This window comes from Achromobacter mucicolens (assembly GCF_902859725.1).
Lineage (GTDB): Bacteria > Pseudomonadota > Gammaproteobacteria > Burkholderiales > Burkholderiaceae_B > Achromobacter > Achromobacter mucicolens.
Map to the genome: position 1 here is coordinate 36928 of NZ_CADIJP010000011.1, position 17517 is coordinate 54444.

Genomic DNA, 17517 nt, shown 5'->3' on the forward strand with positions numbered 1-17517 from the left:
CCGGCGCCCGGTCCGCCCACTGTTATTTGGCCATCAGCCCCAAATGCTCGATCAGGTCCTTTTCCTTGACGAAGGTCGCCTGCGCCCACGCCTTGTAGTCCTCGCTGCTGCGATAGGCCGGCTCCTGATTGAGCTGCTTCATGACGTCCATGCTGGCCTGATCGAAGAGGGCCTTCTTGAACGCGTCATGCAGGATCTTCACGACCGCCGGGTCCATGCCCTTGGGACCGGCCAGACCGTAGGGGGAAGTGGACACGACCTTGTAGCCCAGCTCCTGCGCGGTGGGCACGTCGGGCCAGCGGGTCGTGCGCTTGTCGCCAAAGGTGACCAGCAGGCGCATTTTGCCGGAATCGACGAACTGGTCCCAGCCCGTGGCGTCGCTCTGCGCCATGACGTGGCCGCCCAGCAGGGCCTGCTGCATGTCGGCGTTGCCCTTGAACGGCACATGGTTCAGCTTGACGTTCGCATTGATGGCGATCTCTTCGATGATCAGATGCGGCGAAGAGCCGATGCCGGTTGAGCCGTAGTCGATCTTGCCGGGCGCCTTGCGCGCGGCCTCGATGTACTCGTTGAACGTCTTGTAGGGCGAATCCGAGCGGACGGTGAAGCCGAAGGTGTAGCCCGACAGGCCCAGGATGAAAGTGAAGTCGTTGATCGGATCCCAGCTGCTTTTCTGCATGTAGGGCATGCGCAGCATTGCCAGCGTGTACAGGGCGATCGTGTAGCCGTCCGGCTTGGCCGTCTTGGCCATGGTGGCGGTGCCCAGCGTGCCGCCCGCGCCGGGGCGATTCTCCACGATGACGGGCTGGCCCAGATGCTTCGAGGCATCCTGCGCCACGATGCGCAGATGCCGGTCGGTCGAGCCGCCGGCCGGGAAGGGCACGATCAGCGTGATGGGTTTGGTGGGAAAGTCGGTCTGCGCACTGGCGGAAAAAGGCAAGGCGGCGCTTGCCAGGGTGAGAGTAAGGGCGGCGAGGCAAGCGCGTCGCAGGGGCAGTCGGGCCATGGGTGTTGTCTCCTGGTGGGTGTTGTTATGGGATGCCAGTCAATCGCGCACGTCGACTTTGACGGGCAGCCGGGATAGCGCCTCGCGCAGGCTGGCGATCAGCGGCGCGGGCGCACCGGCGCCGGCTTCTACGGCGACATCCGGTTGCGCATCGGCCAGCACGCGAAAGACGGGATCGTCTTGGGCGCGGCCAGCCGCTTGCAGGGTGCGCGCCACCACGGCCTCGACCGACACGGCGGTCGCCAGGCGGCGCAAATCGGGTTTGTAGATCTTGCCCACGTTGGTCATGGGCATGCTGTCCAGAATCACCACGCGCTTGGGCCGTGCCGGCCCTTCGTCCACGTGCGCGGCGGCGTAGGCCACCAGCTCGGCTTCGGTCGCCTCGCGGCCTTCGGCCAGCGTGACGAACGCGATCGGCAATTCGCCCGCGTAGGCATCGGGGGCGCCGACCGCCGCGCACAGCTGCACGGCCGGATGCGTGGCCAGGGCGTCTTCGATGGTCTTGGGATCGATGTTGTGGCCGCCGCGAATAATCAGGTCCTTGGCGCGCCCTTGCAGATGCAGGCGGCCCTCGGCGTCCATGAAGCCGACGTCGCCGCTGATCAGCCAGCCGTCCTCGGTGAAGGCGTGCGCGGTGTCTGCGGGATCCAGAAAGCCCGGGATGACGTTGGGCGCCTTGATGAGCACCATGCCCGGCGTGCCGGCCGGCAGGTCGCTCGCGGGCTGGCCCGCGGGCATGTCCAGCCCCACGATGCGCACCTCTACGTAGGGCAGCGGAAACCCCACGCAATTGACTGGAAATTCGCAGCCTGGCGGCGAGATCGACGTGATGCCGGCCATCTCGGTCATGCCCAGGCTTTCGCTGACATGCAGGCCAAACAGGCGCTTGAAGCGCGCGGCCAGCTCGGCGGGCAGGGGCGCCGCGCCCGTGCGGCAGTAGCGCAGCGATGAGATGTCGGCGCCGTCCAGCGGCACCTCGGCCAGCGCGGCCAGGATGGTCGGCACGCCTTGCAGCGAGGTGGCGCGGTGCTTTTCGACCAGACGCCAGTAGTTGCGCAGCACGTCGCGGTTACGCAGCAGCAGGGTGGTGGGGATGACGGTTTCGACGCCAGCCGACAGCGCCGCCAGCGACGCCGGCAGGACGCCCGCCACGTGAAAGAGCGGATAGCCGTTGATGACCACGTCGCCCGGCCCCGCGTTTTGCAGCTGCACGGCCGCCCACGCGGAAAACACCTGGTTGGCGTGCGTGTGGATCGCCAGCTTGGGCGCGCCCGTGGTGCCGCCCGTATGGAAGTAGGCCGCCACATCGCTGGCGCGGATGACGCGTTCGCTGACAAGGCGGTCGGCGGGCTGGGCCGCGCGGGCCGCGTTGAAGTCGCGCGCGAAGTCCGGCAGCGCGGGGCGGTCGGCTTCGGGTTCGTGCCACGGCGCCACGCGGAGCAGCGTTTTCAGGGTCGGCACGCGTTCCATCAGGCGCAGCGCCTTGGACCACGAGCCGCATTCCACGTCGGACCCATAGGCGATCAGCGCCTTGGCGCCCGCCGTCGTCATCAAGGACGCCAGCTTGTCGTCGGTCAGAAGGGGATTGAGTGGCTGCACGATTCCCGCGGCCTCGCCGCCCCACAGCGCCAGGTGGTATTCCAGGCAGCCGGGCAGCAGCACGCCCACGGCGTCGCCTTCGCGGATGCCCAGGCTGTGCAAGAGGTTGGCGGTCTGGTGGATGCCGGCCAGCAGTTCACGGTAGGTCCAGCTGATGGCATCGTCAGCTGGGTCGGCGCTGCGCAGGAAGGTCAGCGCCCGCCTGTCGCCGAATGCAGCCGCGGAGTTGCAGAAGATCTCGTAGGTGCTTTGCACCGTCAGCGTGTCCGCCAGCGGCCGGGCCTGCAGCCGCTGGACGTCTTGCGCCGTGCGTACGGGAAACGGCGCGGCAAAGGGTGCGGCAATGGGGCGGGCGCGGGTCGAGGTAGGGGAGTCGATCATGGCCGTGCCTGCGCGCTCATGCCTGCCCCAGCGCGATGTAGCGCCGCAGGTGGTGGTCTTCGTCGCCCAGCTGGTGATCGATCATGACCAGGCGCTTGGCGTAGTGCGCCAGCGGCAGTTCCCACGTCATGCCGATGCCGCCATGCAACTGGATGCATTCCTCGGCCACCAGCGTGCCGATGCGGCCGATGGTGACCTTGGCCGCGGACAGCGCGCGTTCGCGCGTGGCGCGATCCGGATGGTCGACGGCGGCCGCCGCGTTGATGACGGCCGAGCGCGCCTGCTCGATTTCCAGCAGCACGTCGGCCATGCGGTGTTGCAAGGCCTGGAAGCTGCCGAGCGGCGCGCCGAACTGGCGGCGCGTGCGCAGGTATTCCAGCGTGGCGTCGCGCGCGCAGTCCATGGCGCCCACGGCTTCCGCGCACAACGCCAGGATGCCGCGGCCGACGGCGCGTTCCAGCAGCGCGTGACCGGCCTGCGCGTCGCCCAGCAGGGCGTCGGGGGCGAGCTTGACGTTGTCCAGCACCAGTTCCGCGGCGCGGCCGCCATCGATCAGTCCGTAGCCCCGCAGCGCCAGGCCCGGCGTGCCTCGGGTCACCAGGAACAGGCCAATGCCCGATTCGTCGTCAACATTGCCCGCCGTGCGCGCCGATACCAGGAACAGGTCGGCATGCTCGCCGGCGTAGACGACGGCCTTGGCGCCGTTCAGCACCCAGCCGTCGGGGCTGGGTTCGGCGCGCGTGGCCACCTGATTCAGGTCGTAGCCCGACGCCGGTTCGGCGTGGGCCAATGCGGCGGTCAGGCTGCCGGCGATCAGGCCGTCCAGCGCCTCGCGCTGCGCCGGCGAGCCCGCCGCGGCGATGGCGCTGCCGACCATCACGGCGTCCAGGAAGGGCTCGACCACCAGGCCCCGCCCCAGGGCTTCGAAGACGACGGAGATATCGAAGCCCGCGCCGCCCAGGCCGCCATCGGCCTCGGTGAACAGTGCGCCGATGGCGCCCAGCTCGGCGTAGCGGCGCCAGAACTCGGGGCTGTAGCCCTCGCGCGATTCGGCGTGGCGCATGCGCGTGGTGAAGTCGTATTGCTCGGCGACAAAGCGGCGCAGCATGTCCGAGAGCATGCGCCGGTCTTCGGTGTGTTCGAAATTCATGGCCAGCCCTTACAGTCCCAGGATCATCTTGGAGATGATGTTCTTCTGGATTTCATTGGAGCCGCCGAAGATCGACAGCTTGCGGTTGTTGAAGTACTGCGCCGCGGCGCTGTTTGCGCCGTCCGGGCCGATGGGGGGCGCGTCGTAACCGTCGTGCAACGCCTCGGGCACGAAGGGGCGCGCGTACGGCCCCATGGCGCGGCGGTTCAAGGCGCTGATCTCCTGGCGGATCTGCGTGCCGCGGATCTTCAGCATCGAGCTCTCCGCGCCGGGCGCACCGCCGCCGGCCACCGCCGCGACCACCCGCAGGTTGGTCGTGCGCATGTTGGCCAGCTCGATCTCCACGCGCGCCAGGCGCGCGGCAAAATCCGGGTCTTCGGCCAGCGGGCGGCCGTGCCGCTTCTGGCGCGCGGCCACGGCCTTCAGGCGTTCCAGCGCGGCCGTGGATTGGCCGACGCCCGCGATGTTGGTGCGTTCATAGGTCAGCAGGTACTTGGCGCAGGTCCAGCCGCGGTTTTCCTCGCCCACCAGGTTTTCGGCAGGAACCCGCACGTCCGAGAAGAACACCTCGTTGACCTCGTGCTCGCCGTCCAGCGTGATGATCGGGCGCACTTCGATGCCCGGGCTGTTCATGTCGATCAAGAGGAAACTGATGCCTTCCTGTCGCCGGCCTTCCTGCGAGGTGCGCACCAGGCAGAAGATCATGTTGGCGTACTGGCCCAGCGTGGTCCACGTCTTCTGGCCGTTGACGACATAGCTGTCGCCGTCGCGCACGGCCGTGGTCTTGAGCGACGCCAGATCCGAGCCCGCGCCGGGTTCCGAGTAGCCCTGGCACCACCAGTCCGACCCATCCAAAATGCGGGGCAGCCAGTAACGGCGCTGCGCCTCGGTGCCGTACTTGATCAGCACGGGTCCCAGCATGCTCAGGCCGAAGGGCACGATGCGCGGCGCATTGGCCATCGCGCATTCGTTGTCGAAGATGTACTTCTGCGACGCGCTCCAGCCCGTGCCGCCGTATTCCACGGGCCAATGCGTGGCCAGCCAGCCTTGCGCGTTCAGGATGGCATGCCACTCGGTCATGTCATCGCGTGTCAGCAGCTTGCCTTCGCTGACCTTGTCCGACAGCCGCCTCGGCAGCTTGGCGTCCAGGAAGGCGCGCACCTCGTCGCGGAAGGCAATTTCTTCGGGGGTGAATTCCAGATCCATGCAGGTCTCTCAGTAGATTTCAAACAGGCCGGCCGCGCCCATGCCGCCGCCGATGCACATCGTGACGACGGCGTAGCGGGCGCCGCGGCGGCGGCCTTCGATCAGTACGTGGCCAGCCAGCCGCGCGCCCGTGACGCCGAAGGGATGGCCCAGGGCGATGGAGCCGCCGTCCACATTCAGGCGATCCATGGGGATTCCGAGCTTTTCCTGGCAATACAGCGCTTGCGACGCGAACGCCTCATTCAGTTCCCACAGGTCGATGTCCTGCACCTTCAGGCCGTGGCGGGCCAGCAGCTTGGGCACCGCGTACACCGGGCCGATGCCCATTTCGTCGGGCTCGCAGCCGGCGATGGCCAGGCCGCGGAACGCGCCCAGCGGCCGGATGCCGGCGCGCTGCGCTTCGGCTGCTTCCATCAGCACGCAGGCCGCCGCGCCGTCCGACAGCTGCGAGGCATTGCCCGCCGTGACGAACTGGCCCTCGCCGCGGACGGGGGCCAGGCCGGCCAGCGCCTCGTAGGTGGTGCCGGGGCGGTTGCAGGTGTCCTTGTCCACCGTCACTTGGCGTTCGGTGACGGCGCCTGTCGCGCGGTCGGTGACGGACATGGTGGTCGTGACCGGAACGATCTCCTCGCGATAGCGGCCGGCGGCCTGCGCGGCCTCGGTGCGCGCCTGGCTTTGCGCCGCAAACCGGTCTTGCGCCTCGCGGCTGATGCCGTAGCGCGCGGCCACGATGTCGGCGGTTTCGATCATGGGCAGGTACAGCTCGGGCTTGTTGGCCACGATCCACGGATCCATGCCGCTGACGCCGTCGTCGCGCGTGCGGATCTGCGATACGAGTTCCACGCCGCCGGCGATCACGGCGGGTGCGCCATCCATCACGATGCGGCTCGCGGCCGAGGCGATCGCCTGCAGGCCGGACGCGCAATAGCGGTTGATCGTGGCGCCGCCGACGCTGACGGGCAGCTCGGCACGGATGACGGCCTGTCTGCCGATGTTGCGCCCGGTGGCGCCTTCGGGATAGCCGCAGCCGATGAACGCGTCTTCGATCAGGGCGGGGGCGATTCCGGCGCGGTCCACGGCGGCGCGCACGGCGTGCGCGGCCAGCGTGGGGCCGGCGATCAGGTTGAATTCGCCGCGCCCCGCCTTGGTGATGGGGGTGCGGGCAGTGGAAACGATGACGGCTTCGCGCATTCGGGGTTCCTAAAAGGTGTTTGGATCAGGCGGCGTTCAGGCTGCCAAAGGTGCGGCCGGATTCGGCTAGCTGCACGAGCAGCGGCGATGGCTTCCAGAACGCGGGGTCTTCGGCCGCGTAGCCGCGGATGTCGGCCAGGATTTGCGCCAGGCCCACGCTGTCGGCGTAGTGCATCGGGCCGCCGCGATGGCGCGGAAAGCCGTAGCCGGACAGGAACACCACGTCGATGTCGGACGGTCGCAGCGCGATGCCCTGATGCAGCACGTTGGCGGCTTCATTGACCATGGCGGCCAGATAGCGCCGCAAAATGTCTTCCTGCGTGAATGGGCGGGGCGCAACGCCGGCGCGGCGGCGTTCCTCGTCGATGATGGCCAGCACCTCGGGGTCGGGCGTTCCCTGGCGGGCGCCGTCGGGATACAAATAGAACCCGCGGCCGGTCTTCTGGCCGAACCAGCCGCGCTCGCAGAGGCGGTCGGGAATCTGCACATAGCGCAGCGCGGGATCGCGCGTGGCGGCGCGGCGCTTGCGCGTGGCCCAGCCGATGTCGCCGCCCGCCAGGTCGGCCATCTGGTAGGGACCCATCGGATAGCCGAACGCGCGCACGGCGGCGTCGATGTCGTACGGAGAGGCGCCGTCCTCCATCATCATGTCGGCCGCCTGCCGGTGCACTGCAAGGATGCGGTTGCCGATGAAGCCGTCGCAGACGCCCGCGCGCACGGGAATCTTGCGCAGCCGGCGCGCCAGCTCGAAGCCGGTGGCCACGGTATCCGGCGCGGTATGACGGCCGACCACCACTTCCAGCAGCTTCATGATGTTGGCGGGCGAAAAGAAGTGCAGCCCCAGCACGTCGGCGGGCCCTCGCGTCGCTTCGGCGATCCGGTCCACGTCCAGATAGGAGGTATTGGTGGCCAGCACCGCGCCGGGCTTGGCCACGCGGTCCAGCTGTGCAAAGACGGCCTGCTTGACGGCCATGTCCTCGAACACGGCTTCGATGATGAGGTCGGCCTCGCCGAGCGCGTCGTAATCCGTGGCGCCGGTAAAGCGCGCGAGGCGGGCCGCGCGTTCGTCACCGGTGATGCGGCCTTTCTTGACCAGCAGGTCGTACACCTGTTCAACGCGGTCGCGGCCGCGCGCCAGGGCCGCATCGTCCTGTTCGACCATTACCACCGGCAGACCGGCATCCAGCACCGCCACGGCGATGCCCGCGCCCATCGTGCCACCGCCCACGATGCCCACGCGCTCCAGACGGCGGGAACGGGCTTCCTTTAGCTCGGGAATCTTGGCGCTGTCGCGCTCGGCGAAGAACGCGTGGATGAGCGCGGCGCGTTGCGGGCTGTCCAGGCATTGCAGGAACAAAGCGCGCTCGGTGCGCAGGCCCTCGTCGAAGGGCTGATCGATTGCGGCGCGCACGGCTTGCACGATCTTGGCGGGGGAATACAGGCCACGGGTGGTGGCGGCCACACGTTCGGCCGCCGCGTCCACCGCCGCGCGTTGCGCAGTCTGGTCCGCCAGCGCATTGGCCGCGTCGCGCGTACGGCGCGGGCCTGCTTTCAGCGCCAGCAGCTGCCGCGTGTAGGCCAGGCCGGCGTCCAATGGATCGTCCTCGGCGGCCAGGGCGTCAACGAGCCCCGCCGCCAGGGCCGCATCAGCGGACAGGGGCTTGCCGCTCAGCATCAGGTCCAGCGCCGCGGCGGCGCCCATCAAACGGGGCGCGCGCTGCGTGCCGCCCGCGCCGGGCAAAAGGCCCAGGTTCACTTCGGGCAGGCCCAGCTTGGCGCTGGCCAGCGCCACCCGATAGTGCGCCGCCAGCGCAATCTCCAGTCCGCCACCCAGCGCCGCGCCATGCAATGCGGCAATGACGGGCTTGGCGCTGGCTTCGATCTGGTTGCACAGGTCCGGCAGCAGGGGCGGTTGCGGCGGCTTGCCGAATTCGCGGATATCGGCGCCCGCGATGAAATTCTTGCCGGCGCCAATCAGCAGGATCGCGCGCACCCGCGTGTCGGTCTGCGCCTGCGCGACGGCCTCGGACAACGTGCGGCGCACGGTGGCGCTCAGGGCGTTGACGGGAGGGTGGTCGATGACGACGACCATAATGTCTTCATGGCGGCGCGTCTGGGCCGCGCCGGTGCTTGCGCTGTCTGTCATGGACAGTGTCTCCTTAGTTGCTTCCTGCTCGCGCGCCGCGCCGGCATGCCGGAGCGCCGACGACTGTGCGAACGGAGCCTGGGGCGGGCCAGGCGTGGCCCGTCTGTTATGGCTTTATTCTTTCCCAGCAAAGATGTCTTGACAATGGCATCGATAATTGACACTACGGACAAGAAAATTTGACAATGCACGGCAAGGAGCGCCGTCATGGACACCAAATCCCTCACTCTGCTGGTCGAAATCCTGGACGCGGGCAATCTCAGTGAAGCCGCGCGCCGCCTGAAAATGACGCGGGCCAACGTCAGCTATCACCTGAGCCAGCTCGAGCGATCGGTGGGCATGCAGCTCGTGCGGCGCACGACCCGGCGCGTGGAGCCCACCGAGATCGGCCTGAAGCTGTACAAACACGGCCGCAGCATTCAGGATGAACTGGCGGCCGCGCGCGAGTCGATCGAAACGCTGGGCAAGACGCCGCAGGGAAAGGTGCGCCTGAGCGTGCCCAGCGGCTACGGGCAGTTCGTGATGACGCCCTGGTTGCTGGAATTCAAGAAGACATACCCCGACATCGTGCTGGACGTGCTGTTCGAGAACAGCGTCGAAGACCTGCTGCGCGATGAAGTCGACATCGCCGTGCGCATCATGTCCGACCCGCCGCAGCATCTGGTCGCGCGCGAACTGGGGCAGGTGCGCTACGTGGCCTGCGCGTCCCCCGACTATGCGGCAAGCCGCGGCCTGCCGCAGCGGCCGGAAGACCTGGCCGGCACGCCCGTCATCAGCGCCGCCGTGATCGGGCGCCCGCTGCGCCTGTCGGCCTACTACGGCGGCCAGCCCCGCCAGCATGTGGTGCTGGAACCCACGGTCATCTCCCGCAACTACGCCTTCCTGCGCGACGCCATCCGCGCGGGGTTGGGCGTGGGCGTGGTGCCGGACTACGTGGTGCATGAAGACATCGCGCGCGGCGAACTGTTACCGGCGCTGACGGACTGGCGGTTGAGCATTTTCGGGCGCGGCATGTATATGCTGTACATGCCCAACCGCCACCATCCGCGCGCGTTGGCGATGATGATCGAGTTCATCCTCGAACGCGCGCAGCGGCGGCATGACGGCGAACCCGGTCTGCTGGCGGTAAGCCCTGGTTGAACCGCGCGGGCACGAGACTTGCTGAAGGCCTTCGCAAATTGGATGTGAGGGGAATGATGGACAGCGCGACGCCAGTGGACACCTCGACGCCGAGGCAGGGCCCGGAGCCGGTGACGGCCCCGCCGGCCGAGGAAAAGCCCGAACCGCCAGAAGAAAAGGTCACAGCCCAGGACGCCGGCCTCATCAAGCCGCCCGCGCCGACGCCGCTCGTGCGCGTCAGCGGCTTTTGCCTCGTGACGCTGACGGTGCTGGCGGTGCTGTTCGGTTTGAAGGCTGCCCAGGAATTCATCGTGCCGGTGGTCATGGCGATCGTTGTCGCATACACCCTGGACCCCGTGGTGGCAATGCTTGAAAGGTACCGCGTGCCCCGGTCGCTGGGCACGGTGGTCGTCATGGGCGCCATCGCATTCGGAATAGGCTGCGTGATCTATTTCACGCAGGATCAGGTCACCGGCATCATCAATGCGTTGCCCGAGATATCAAGCAAGCTGTCCCGCACGTTGGGGGGCCTGTTGAGCGGGGACGGGTCGTTCCTGGAAAAATTGCGCAACGCAGCAAGCATCCTGCAGGAATCCGGCGCGCCCAAGGCAGGCGGGCGGGTCGTCGTCGCCAAGCCGGACGCTGGCCTGAGCGACATCTTGCTGTGGGGCTCGAAAGGCTTGGCGACCTTCGTGGGGCAGGCGACCATGTGCGTCTTCCTGGTCTTTTTCCTGCTGCTGTCGGGCAACGCGTTCAAGCGCAAGTTCGTAAAGATGGCGGGCAACACGCTGTCGCAGAAGAAGATCAGCGTGCACATGCTGGACCAGATCAACAACTCCATCCACATGTACATGGCGATGATGCTGGTGACCAACTTGGCGCTGGGTCTGCTGTCGTGGGTGGCGTTCCGCTGGCTCGGGCTGGAAAACGCCGCGACGTGGGCGGTGGTGGCCGGCGCGCTGCACATCATTCCGTACTTCGGTCCGCTGATGACGGCGGTCGGCACCGGCATTGCCGGCCTGGTCCAGTTCGGAGAACTTGGCCCGGCGCTGGCGATCTCCATGAGTTCGGTCGCGATCGCGCTCTTGATCGGCGTGCTCGTCACCACCTGGATGTCGGGGCGGATCGCCCGCATGAACGCCGTCGCCGTGTTCATCGTGCTGCTTCTCTTCACGTGGCTGTGGGGCATCTGGGGCACGCTGCTGTCGGTGCCCATTGCGTTCATCGCAAAGGTGGTGGCCGACCACATCGAAGGGCTGGAGGCCTTGTCCGAGTTCCTGAGCGAGTAGGCCCTGCGGGCTCGCCCGGCCGCAATGGCCGGGCGCCGTGCGATTGGTATGCTTGCACCTCGAATCACCGGATTCTCCATGACCGACACTTTCCGTTCCGACCGGCTTTCCGGCGTGCGCGCCGCGCCATCCCTGGATGCGCGGCGCACGCAATTGCGCCGCATGAAGATCGCGGCGCTGGCGCTGCTGGTGGCCATGGTCAGTGGCTTCATCACCAGCCACGTCATGGGCGGGCAGGGCGCGTGGGCATGGGTGCGCGCCTTCTGCGAGGCCGCCACCGTCGGCGCGCTGGCCGACTGGTTCGCCGTGGTGGCGCTGTTCCGGCGGCCGATGGGCCTGCCCATTCCGCACACCGCCATCATCCCCAGCAACAAGGACCGTATCGGCGACAGCCTGGCGGTGTTCGTGCGCGATCACTTCCTTGACCCGGATACCCTGATCGAAAAGCTGCGCGTCTTCGACCCGGCCGCACGGCTCAGCCGCTGGCTGGCGCGGCCCGCCCAGGCTCGCGCCCTGAGCGACGGGGCGCGCCGGGTGGCGCTGCAGACACTGGACCTGCTGGATGACCGCGCCGTGCGAGGCGTCATCCAGGAGTTCGTGGTCAGCAATCTGCGCCGCTGGGACGCGGCCGCCACCGCGGGCGAGGTCCTGGGCCTCTTGACCCGCGACGGGCGGCACCAGGAATTGCTGGACGCCGCGTTGGAACGCCTGGGCGGCTATCTGGCCGAGGAAGACGTCAAGGAACGGGCGTCGACGCTGCTCGTGAAGTTCGCCCGCAAGGAATGGCCGCGCATCATCGCCGCCGTCGACGTGGTCAAGTCCGTCGACAACATCGCCGACAACCTGGCCGACCGCCTGGCGCGCGCGCTGGTCGAAGAGCTGCGCGATGTGCTGTCCCAGCCCGATCATCCGGTGCGCCGGGACTACGAGGCCTGGGTGATGAACTACATCGAACGCCTTAAGACGGATCCCGCCCTGGCGGGTCAGGTCGAAGCGCTGAAGCAGCGGGCCATCGACCATCCCAAGGTCCAGGAGTACGTCCAGGGTCTGTGGGACGACATCCATGCGGCGCTGCGGCGCGACCTGGCGGACGAACACTCCGCGCTGGCCGCGCACCTGGAAAGCGCGCTGCTGGCGCTGGCCCGCAAGCTGGGCGAAGACCCGAGGCTGCGCGAGGCCATCAACAACCACATCCTGGGCGGCGCGCGGCTGCTGACTGGCCGGCTGCGCGTGGGCGTCACCGAGCACATTTCACGCACCGTCAAAAATTGGGACGAGCGCCATCTGGTCGATGAACTTGAGCTCAGCGTGGGGCGCGACCTGCAATACATCCGCTTCAACGGCACGTTGGTCGGGGGGCTGATCGGCGTGCTGCTGCACGCGGTGATCCTGATGGTGAACGGGTAAACGGCGCGGTTTCCAACGCCGTGTCAAACCTTGTATCAGGAATGAAGTTTGCTGGCGGACCGCCCGGCGCCGGTGCTATCTTCATTGGCGCCACCCCTCGCGCGAGGCGCGCGTCTCGCTCCGTGGGCCGCCCGCAGTTCGCGGGCATCTTTCCAGGAGGCAATTCATGAAGAAATTCTCGATGCTTGTCACGGCGCTGGCTTTGGCGGGCGCGTCCAGCGCGGCGCTGGCCGAAGACGTCTCGATGTCGTTCCTGACGCCCGAAGGCGTGGGCAAGAGCGCCGGCACCATCACCTTGAAAGACACCAAGGAGGGGCTGCAAATCACGCCGCACCTCAAAGGCCTGCCGCCGGGCGAGCGGGGTTTCCATGTCCACGAGAAAGGCTCCTGCGAGCCGGGCATGGTGAACGGCAAGACCGCCCCGGGCGGCGGCGCGGGCGGCCATCTGGACCCGAAGGGCACCAAGGCCCACAAGGGACCGATGGCGACCGACGGGCACCAGGGCGACCTGCCGTTCCTTACCGTTGCGGCGGACGGCAGCGCGACGAAGACGGTGCTTGCCCCGCACTTGAAGCTGGCCGACGTGAAGGGGCGCGCGCTGATGATCCACGCGGGCGGCGACAACTACAGCGACAAGCCCGAGCCGCTGGGCGGCGGGGGCGGACGCCTGGTTTGCGGCGTCGTGAAGTAGGAAGGATGACCGCGCCGGCCCGGCCGGCGCCGGTCGCGTCCTGTTCTCAGGCCGTCCCGTTGCGGCCGTATTGCCGGTAGCCGTCGCGCTCGGCCAGGCGGTCGTAATAGGCCGCCACCGACGGCAGCGCGGGCTTGCTGAAAGGCGTCTGGAACCACCGGTTCACCGACAGCCCAACGGGAACGTCGGCCAGCGTGAAGGTGTCGCCCGCCACGTACGCCCGGGTGCCGGCCAGGCGTTGGTCCAGGATCCCCATGAATCGCGCCCATTCCTTGCACGACGCCTCGATGGCGGCCGCGTCCTGGTGCGCGGGCGACTGCCGGGCCAACGCCATGAACGCGTAGCTCCAGGACCGGTTCAAGTCCGTTGCCTGCCAATCCATCCACTGATCCACCCGGGCCCGCGCTTTGGGCTCGGCCGGATAAAGATGCCGCCCGTCATACTGGCCCGCCAGATAGCGGATGATGGTGTTGGACTCCCACAGGACGAAGTCGCCATCCTGGATCACCGGCACCATCGCATTGGGATTGCGCGCCAGAAAATGCGGATCGGACGTCGGCCGGAAACCGTTGCCCCAGTCTTCGCGATCGAAGGGCAGGTTCAGTTCGGCACACGTCCACAGCACTTTGCGCACATTGATGGACGAGGCCTTACCCAATATTTTCAGCATGGCAGCCAGCCCGGCGGGGCGTTCGGAAGTACAGGATCGCCGCAGTCTAGCGGGCGGCAAGGGCCACCGCCAGATACAGATCGGGGGATGCGCAGCCAGAACAGAATCCCGTCAAACCACCTGCGCCCGACTGCGCCGGTATGACTGGGGAGCCGGCGTCTCGCGCGCGGCAGAGGGCGGGCTTCGGTGTATGCTTGCCGCGCCATTGCACTGTGACGGTGCATGAACCTCTGTCCTGCCCACCATGACCAAGGCCCTGTTAGTCGAAGACGATACGAAGCTGGCGCGCCTGATCGCGCAGTTTTTGGAACAGCACGGTTTCAATGTTGCCCAGGCTTATCGTGGCGATCACGCGGTGGATGCGTTCCGCCGCCACGAGCCGGCCATCACCATCCTGGACCTGATGCTGCCGGGCCGCGACGGCTTGCAGGTCTGCCGCGACCTGCGTGCGTTCTCGTCTGCGCCGATCCTGATGCTGACGGCGCGCGAAGACGACCTGGATCACATTCTGGGCCTGGAGTCCGGCGCCGACGATTACGTCATCAAGCCCGTGGAACCGCGGGTCCTGCTGGCGCGGATCCGCGCCTTGATGCGGCGCCACAACCAGACCGAGCTGCAGCCCGAACGCCTGGATTTCGGCGCGCTGTCCATCGACCGCCAGACGCGCGCGGTGATGCAGTCTGGGGTCGAGGTCGACCTGACGACACTGGAATTTGAAATGCTCTGGGCGCTTGCCAGCCAGGCTGGGCAAGTGTTGACGCGCGACGATCTGCTGAACGCGGTGCGCGGCATCGAATTCAATGGGCTGGATCGAACCGTGGATGTATGCATCAGCAAACTGCGCCGCAAGCTCGATGACGATCCGCGGGATCCGTCCCGCATCAAGACCATCTGGGGCAAGGGCTACCTGTTCTCGCCCAAGGGTCACGAGCTTGACGATGCTTAAGTTCGTCCTGCGCATCTTCGTGGTGCTGGCCATTGGCTTCGTGCTGTCCAACGAAGTCGTCGACCGGGCGGCAAACTATCTTTTTGAGTCGGAGACGGCCAATTACACGCGCGAGGCCGTGCGAGGCCAGCTGCACAGCCTGAAGCAGGAGCTGGCCCACGTGCCGCCGCAGGCGCGCCCCGACTATGTGCGCAACACGCTGGCGCCGCATTACGGACTGGCTTTGCAGGTGCTGGAGCCGGCCGACTACAACGCGGCGGATTTCGCGCTGACCGGCGATGAGCGGCGCACCATCGACGCGGGCGGCTTCTTCCTGCGTGACAACCTGATGAGCTTCGTGGCCGCCATACCGGGCCCGGGGGCACAGTGGCTGATGGTCAAGCTGCCGCCCGAGCCGCTCGTCGGCACGTGGGTGATCGTCGCAATCTACGCGGCCCTGGGCGTGCTGTTGTGCGCCTTCATGCTGGTGTGGGCGCTGCCGGTCTGGCGCGACCTGGAGGCGTTAAAGACCGCCGCGCAGCGGATGGGGCAGGGCGACCTGCGGGTGCGCGCGCAGCTGTCGCGGTTTTCCAGCATCCGTGGGCTGGGCGATACCTTCAACCAGATGTCCGAACGCATCAGTGCGCTGATCAGCAATCAGCGCGAACTGACCAACGCGGTATCGCACGAACTGCGCACGCCCATCGCCCGCTTGTCGTTCGAGCTGGACATGATCGAGCAAGAGGCCGATCCCGCGGCGCGCCGGCGGCTGGTCGAGGACATGAAGAACGATGTTGCCGAGCTGGACAGCATGGCGTCGGAATTGCTGATGTACGCCCGCCTGGAACACAAGAGCGACGACATTCCGCTTCAAGCCCAGGACGCCCGCGGGTGGCTCGATTCCGTCGTGCAGCATGCGTCGTTCGAGGCCGGATTGTCGGGGGTGCATTGCGTGGTGACGCACTGCGATGCGGGGGAAGTGCGGCTGCATCCGCGCTACATGACGCGCGCCTTGCTCAACCTGCTGCAGAACGCCATCCGCCACGCCGGCGGGCAGGTGCAGGTCGGACTTGCCAGCCCCGCGCCACGGCAGTACGTGCTGACGGTGGACGACGATGGACCGGGCGTGCCGCCCGCCGATCGCGAGCGCGTGTTCGATCCCTTCATCCGGCTCGACGAAAGCCGTGCGCGCGGCACTGGCGGAACCGGGCTGGGCCTGGCGATTGTGCGCCGCGTGGCGCGATGGCACAACGGCGAGGCGCTGGTGTCCGAGAGCCCTCTGGGCGGCGCCCGCTTCGTGATCCGCTGGAAAGCCGCGTGATCCAACCCGACCGGATCTGACCCGGCCTGACCGGGCCGCCGCGGGCGGCTTCGCGCGCAAAGATCTTCACAAACTCCCTACAAACCGGCAAAGATCCGGCGTTGGTGCATGGATAGCATCACGGCATTCTCATTGACAGGGTTTGCCTCATCCATGTTCTCGCCCGCCCGACTGGCTGCCATTGGATCCTTGCTGTTTGCCGTGGTGGGCTGCCAGGGATTGCCCCCCGCCGCGCCCGCAAAGATCGAGAAGGGGGACTATGCGGCGGTGGTGAAATACCTGGCCGAGCGCATCCCATACGAAATGGGCGTGTCCGCCGTGCCCGGCGTGTCCATTGCCATCGTGGCCGATCAGCGCGTCGTGTGGAGCACGGGCTTCGGGTATGCGGACGCGGCGCGGCATCGGCGGGCCAGCGGCGATACGCTGTACCGCGTGGGCGCCATCAGCAAGGTCGTCACGGCGGCGGCCGTGCTTCGCGCAGCGGATGAGGGCCTGCTGTCGCTGGACCGGCCGGTTAGCGAGGCTTTGGGGGACTGGCGCGTGGAGCCGCGCCGCAACGCCGCGCAGTGGATGGATGCCGCGCCTTTTACCGCCCGCGCGCTGCTGGACGTGCACCCAAACACGCTCGAGGACACGATGGGCCGCGCCCGTGCCGACATGGCGTATGCCTTGCTGGGCGACATGGTGTCGCAGGCCGCGCGCGAGCCCCTTGACGCCTACGTGCGCCGCACGATCTTTCGGCCTTTGAACATGCCGCGCGCGGGGTTCGAACTGCACGAGCGCATGGTGGGGCACCGCGCGGCCGGCTACCGGCGCGGCCAGCCCTGGAAGGAAACGCCACAGCCCAACGCGGCGGCGGACGGTCTATGGATGAGCGCTTCCGAGATGGCGCGCTTTTCCGCCATGCTGCTCGGTCAAGGCATGGCCAGCGCCGACACTGGCGCAAGGCCGGTGCTGACAGCGGGCTCCGCGCAGGCGTTGCTTGCCTTGGAGACCGCGGCGGGCAGCGGCCTGGATCTGAATTGCCGGTTGGCATTGTCATGGCTGGCCGCGCCGTGCGGCGACGGGCTGGTAAGCGCGTCGTCTCTGCGCGAACACAGCGGCGCCACCGAAGCGTTCCATTCCCGATGGGTGCTCGATCCGCGCGACGGGCTTGCCGTGCTGGTCATGAGCAACGCGGATTCGGGGGAGGCGCTGGTCGGCGAGGTGGCGACGCTGACGATGCGCCTGATGCGGCAGGCCCGGCAGGGCATGTAGCCGGCTGGCGGCCTTGGCCACACGCCTCGGCTGGAGTTGTGCAGTTGTATGGCGGGCGGCTTAATGGTTCTTCACAATTGTTAAAGAGATCCCGGAAATTTGCGCGATGCCTCCCGATACATTGCCCGCCATCGGCCAACCGGCCGTCAATACGGAGGC

At 67.5% G+C, this 17517-nt stretch carries 14 protein-coding genes; 7 read left to right on the forward strand and 7 right to left on the reverse strand.

What is annotated here, in order from left to right; translation table 11 throughout:
- Positions 1-22: 22 nt before the first annotated feature.
- The 6 genes from HV786_RS15535 to HV786_RS15560 are packed head-to-tail and all read right to left on the reverse strand — an operon-like array spanning position 23 to position 8679.
- Positions 23-1006: a tripartite tricarboxylate transporter substrate binding protein gene (locus tag HV786_RS15535; protein ID WP_128829150.1), complete on the reverse strand. Its 984-nt coding sequence runs from the start codon at positions 1004-1006 to the stop codon at positions 23-25.
- A 39-nt stretch (positions 1007-1045) separates the two neighbouring features.
- A complete protein-coding gene (locus HV786_RS15540) occupies positions 1046-2986 on the reverse strand; it encodes an acyl-CoA synthetase (protein WP_175211207.1) in 1941 nt (646 codons plus the stop codon).
- A gap of 16 nt (positions 2987-3002) precedes the next feature.
- Positions 3003-4136, reverse strand: coding sequence for an acyl-CoA dehydrogenase family protein (locus tag HV786_RS15545; RefSeq protein WP_175211209.1), 1134 nt, complete (start codon positions 4134-4136; stop codon positions 3003-3005).
- Between the two features lie 9 nt (positions 4137-4145).
- On the reverse strand, positions 4146-5342 hold the full coding sequence (locus HV786_RS15550; RefSeq protein ID WP_175211211.1) for an acyl-CoA dehydrogenase family protein: 1197 nt from the start codon (positions 5340-5342) through the stop codon (positions 4146-4148).
- Between the two features lie 9 nt (positions 5343-5351).
- On the reverse strand, positions 5352-6533 hold the full coding sequence (locus HV786_RS15555) for an acetyl-CoA C-acyltransferase (protein WP_175211213.1): 1182 nt from the start codon (positions 6531-6533) through the stop codon (positions 5352-5354).
- Between the two features lie 25 nt (positions 6534-6558).
- The gene (locus HV786_RS15560) at positions 6559-8679 is read right to left on the reverse strand and encodes a 3-hydroxyacyl-CoA dehydrogenase NAD-binding domain-containing protein (RefSeq protein WP_175211215.1); all 2121 of its coding nucleotides are present in this window, start codon (positions 8677-8679) and stop codon (positions 6559-6561) included.
- A 207-nt stretch (positions 8680-8886) separates the two neighbouring features.
- On the opposite strand from HV786_RS15560, the gene HV786_RS15565 reads away from it, so the two are divergent.
- The 4 genes from HV786_RS15565 to sodC all read left to right on the forward strand — a co-directional run bounded on the left by HV786_RS15565 (position 8887) and on the right by sodC (position 13185).
- Positions 8887-9819 carry a LysR family transcriptional regulator gene (locus HV786_RS15565; protein WP_152384631.1) on the forward strand — a complete coding sequence of 311 codons (933 nt, stop codon included), beginning with the start codon at positions 8887-8889 and terminating at the stop codon, positions 9817-9819.
- A gap of 53 nt (positions 9820-9872) precedes the next feature.
- Positions 9873-11087 (forward strand): AI-2E family transporter, encoded by a 1215-nt coding sequence (locus HV786_RS15570; RefSeq protein ID WP_252870274.1) that lies wholly within the window; start codon positions 9873-9875, stop codon positions 11085-11087.
- A gap of 78 nt (positions 11088-11165) precedes the next feature.
- A complete protein-coding gene (locus HV786_RS15575) occupies positions 11166-12494 on the forward strand; it encodes a DUF445 domain-containing protein (protein WP_175211217.1) in 1329 nt (442 codons plus the stop codon).
- Positions 12495-12660: 166 nt separating this feature from the next.
- Positions 12661-13185, forward strand: coding sequence for a superoxide dismutase family protein (gene sodC, locus HV786_RS15580; RefSeq protein WP_128829274.1), 525 nt, complete (start codon positions 12661-12663; stop codon positions 13183-13185).
- Positions 13186-13231: 46 nt separating this feature from the next.
- On the opposite strand, the gene HV786_RS15585 is transcribed toward sodC, so the two are convergent.
- A complete protein-coding gene (locus HV786_RS15585; RefSeq protein ID WP_128829273.1) occupies positions 13232-13855 on the reverse strand; it encodes a glutathione S-transferase family protein in 624 nt (207 codons plus the stop codon).
- A 244-nt stretch (positions 13856-14099) separates the two neighbouring features.
- Here HV786_RS15585 and HV786_RS15590 point away from each other — a divergent pair, with 244 nt between their 5' ends.
- The 3 genes from HV786_RS15590 (at position 14100) to HV786_RS15600 (ending at position 17358) form a co-directional block, all read left to right on the forward strand.
- Positions 14100-14801 carry a response regulator gene (locus tag HV786_RS15590; protein ID WP_128829272.1) on the forward strand — a complete coding sequence of 234 codons (702 nt, stop codon included), beginning with the start codon at positions 14100-14102 and terminating at the stop codon, positions 14799-14801.
- The gene (locus HV786_RS15595) at positions 14794-16101 is read left to right on the forward strand and encodes an ATP-binding protein (RefSeq protein ID WP_128829271.1); all 1308 of its coding nucleotides are present in this window, start codon (positions 14794-14796) and stop codon (positions 16099-16101) included. Before HV786_RS15590 ends, HV786_RS15595 begins: the two co-directional genes overlap by 8 nt.
- A 108-nt stretch (positions 16102-16209) precedes the next feature.
- A complete protein-coding gene (locus HV786_RS15600) occupies positions 16210-17358 on the forward strand; it encodes a serine hydrolase domain-containing protein (RefSeq protein ID WP_252870299.1) in 1149 nt (382 codons plus the stop codon).
- The last annotated feature ends 159 nt before the right edge of the window (positions 17359-17517 follow it).

Excerpts from the sequence above, each read along its gene's own strand:
- HV786_RS15600 (WP_252870299.1), top strand. The coding sequence starts at position 16,210 with ATGGATAGCATCACGGCATTCTCATTGACAGGGTTTGCCTCATCCATG.
- HV786_RS15575 (WP_175211217.1), top strand. The coding sequence starts at position 11,166 with ATGACCGACACTTTCCGTTCCGACCGGCTTTCCGGCGTGCGCGCCGCG.
- HV786_RS15535 (WP_128829150.1), bottom strand. The coding sequence starts at position 1,006 with ATGGCCCGACTGCCCCTGCGACGCGCTTGCCTCGCCGCCCTTACTCTC.
- HV786_RS15540 (WP_175211207.1), bottom strand. The coding sequence starts at position 2,986 with ATGATCGACTCCCCTACCTCGACCCGCGCCCGCCCCATTGCCGCACCC.
- HV786_RS15555 (WP_175211213.1), bottom strand. The coding sequence starts at position 6,533 with ATGCGCGAAGCCGTCATCGTTTCCACTGCCCGCACCCCCATCACCAAG.
- HV786_RS15545 (WP_175211209.1), bottom strand. The coding sequence starts at position 4,136 with ATGAATTTCGAACACACCGAAGACCGGCGCATGCTCTCGGACATGCTG.
- HV786_RS15595 (WP_128829271.1), top strand. The coding sequence starts at position 14,794 with ATGCTTAAGTTCGTCCTGCGCATCTTCGTGGTGCTGGCCATTGGCTTC.
- HV786_RS15550 (WP_175211211.1), bottom strand. The coding sequence starts at position 5,342 with ATGGATCTGGAATTCACCCCCGAAGAAATTGCCTTCCGCGACGAGGTG.
- HV786_RS15585 (WP_128829273.1), bottom strand. The coding sequence starts at position 13,855 with ATGCTGAAAATATTGGGTAAGGCCTCGTCCATCAATGTGCGCAAAGTG.
- HV786_RS15570 (WP_252870274.1), top strand. The coding sequence starts at position 9,873 with ATGATGGACAGCGCGACGCCAGTGGACACCTCGACGCCGAGGCAGGGC.
- HV786_RS15590 (WP_128829272.1), top strand. The coding sequence starts at position 14,100 with ATGACCAAGGCCCTGTTAGTCGAAGACGATACGAAGCTGGCGCGCCTG.
- HV786_RS15560 (WP_175211215.1), bottom strand. The coding sequence starts at position 8,679 with ATGACAGACAGCGCAAGCACCGGCGCGGCCCAGACGCGCCGCCATGAA.
- HV786_RS15565 (WP_152384631.1), top strand. The coding sequence starts at position 8,887 with ATGGACACCAAATCCCTCACTCTGCTGGTCGAAATCCTGGACGCGGGC.
- sodC (WP_128829274.1), top strand. The coding sequence starts at position 12,661 with ATGAAGAAATTCTCGATGCTTGTCACGGCGCTGGCTTTGGCGGGCGCG.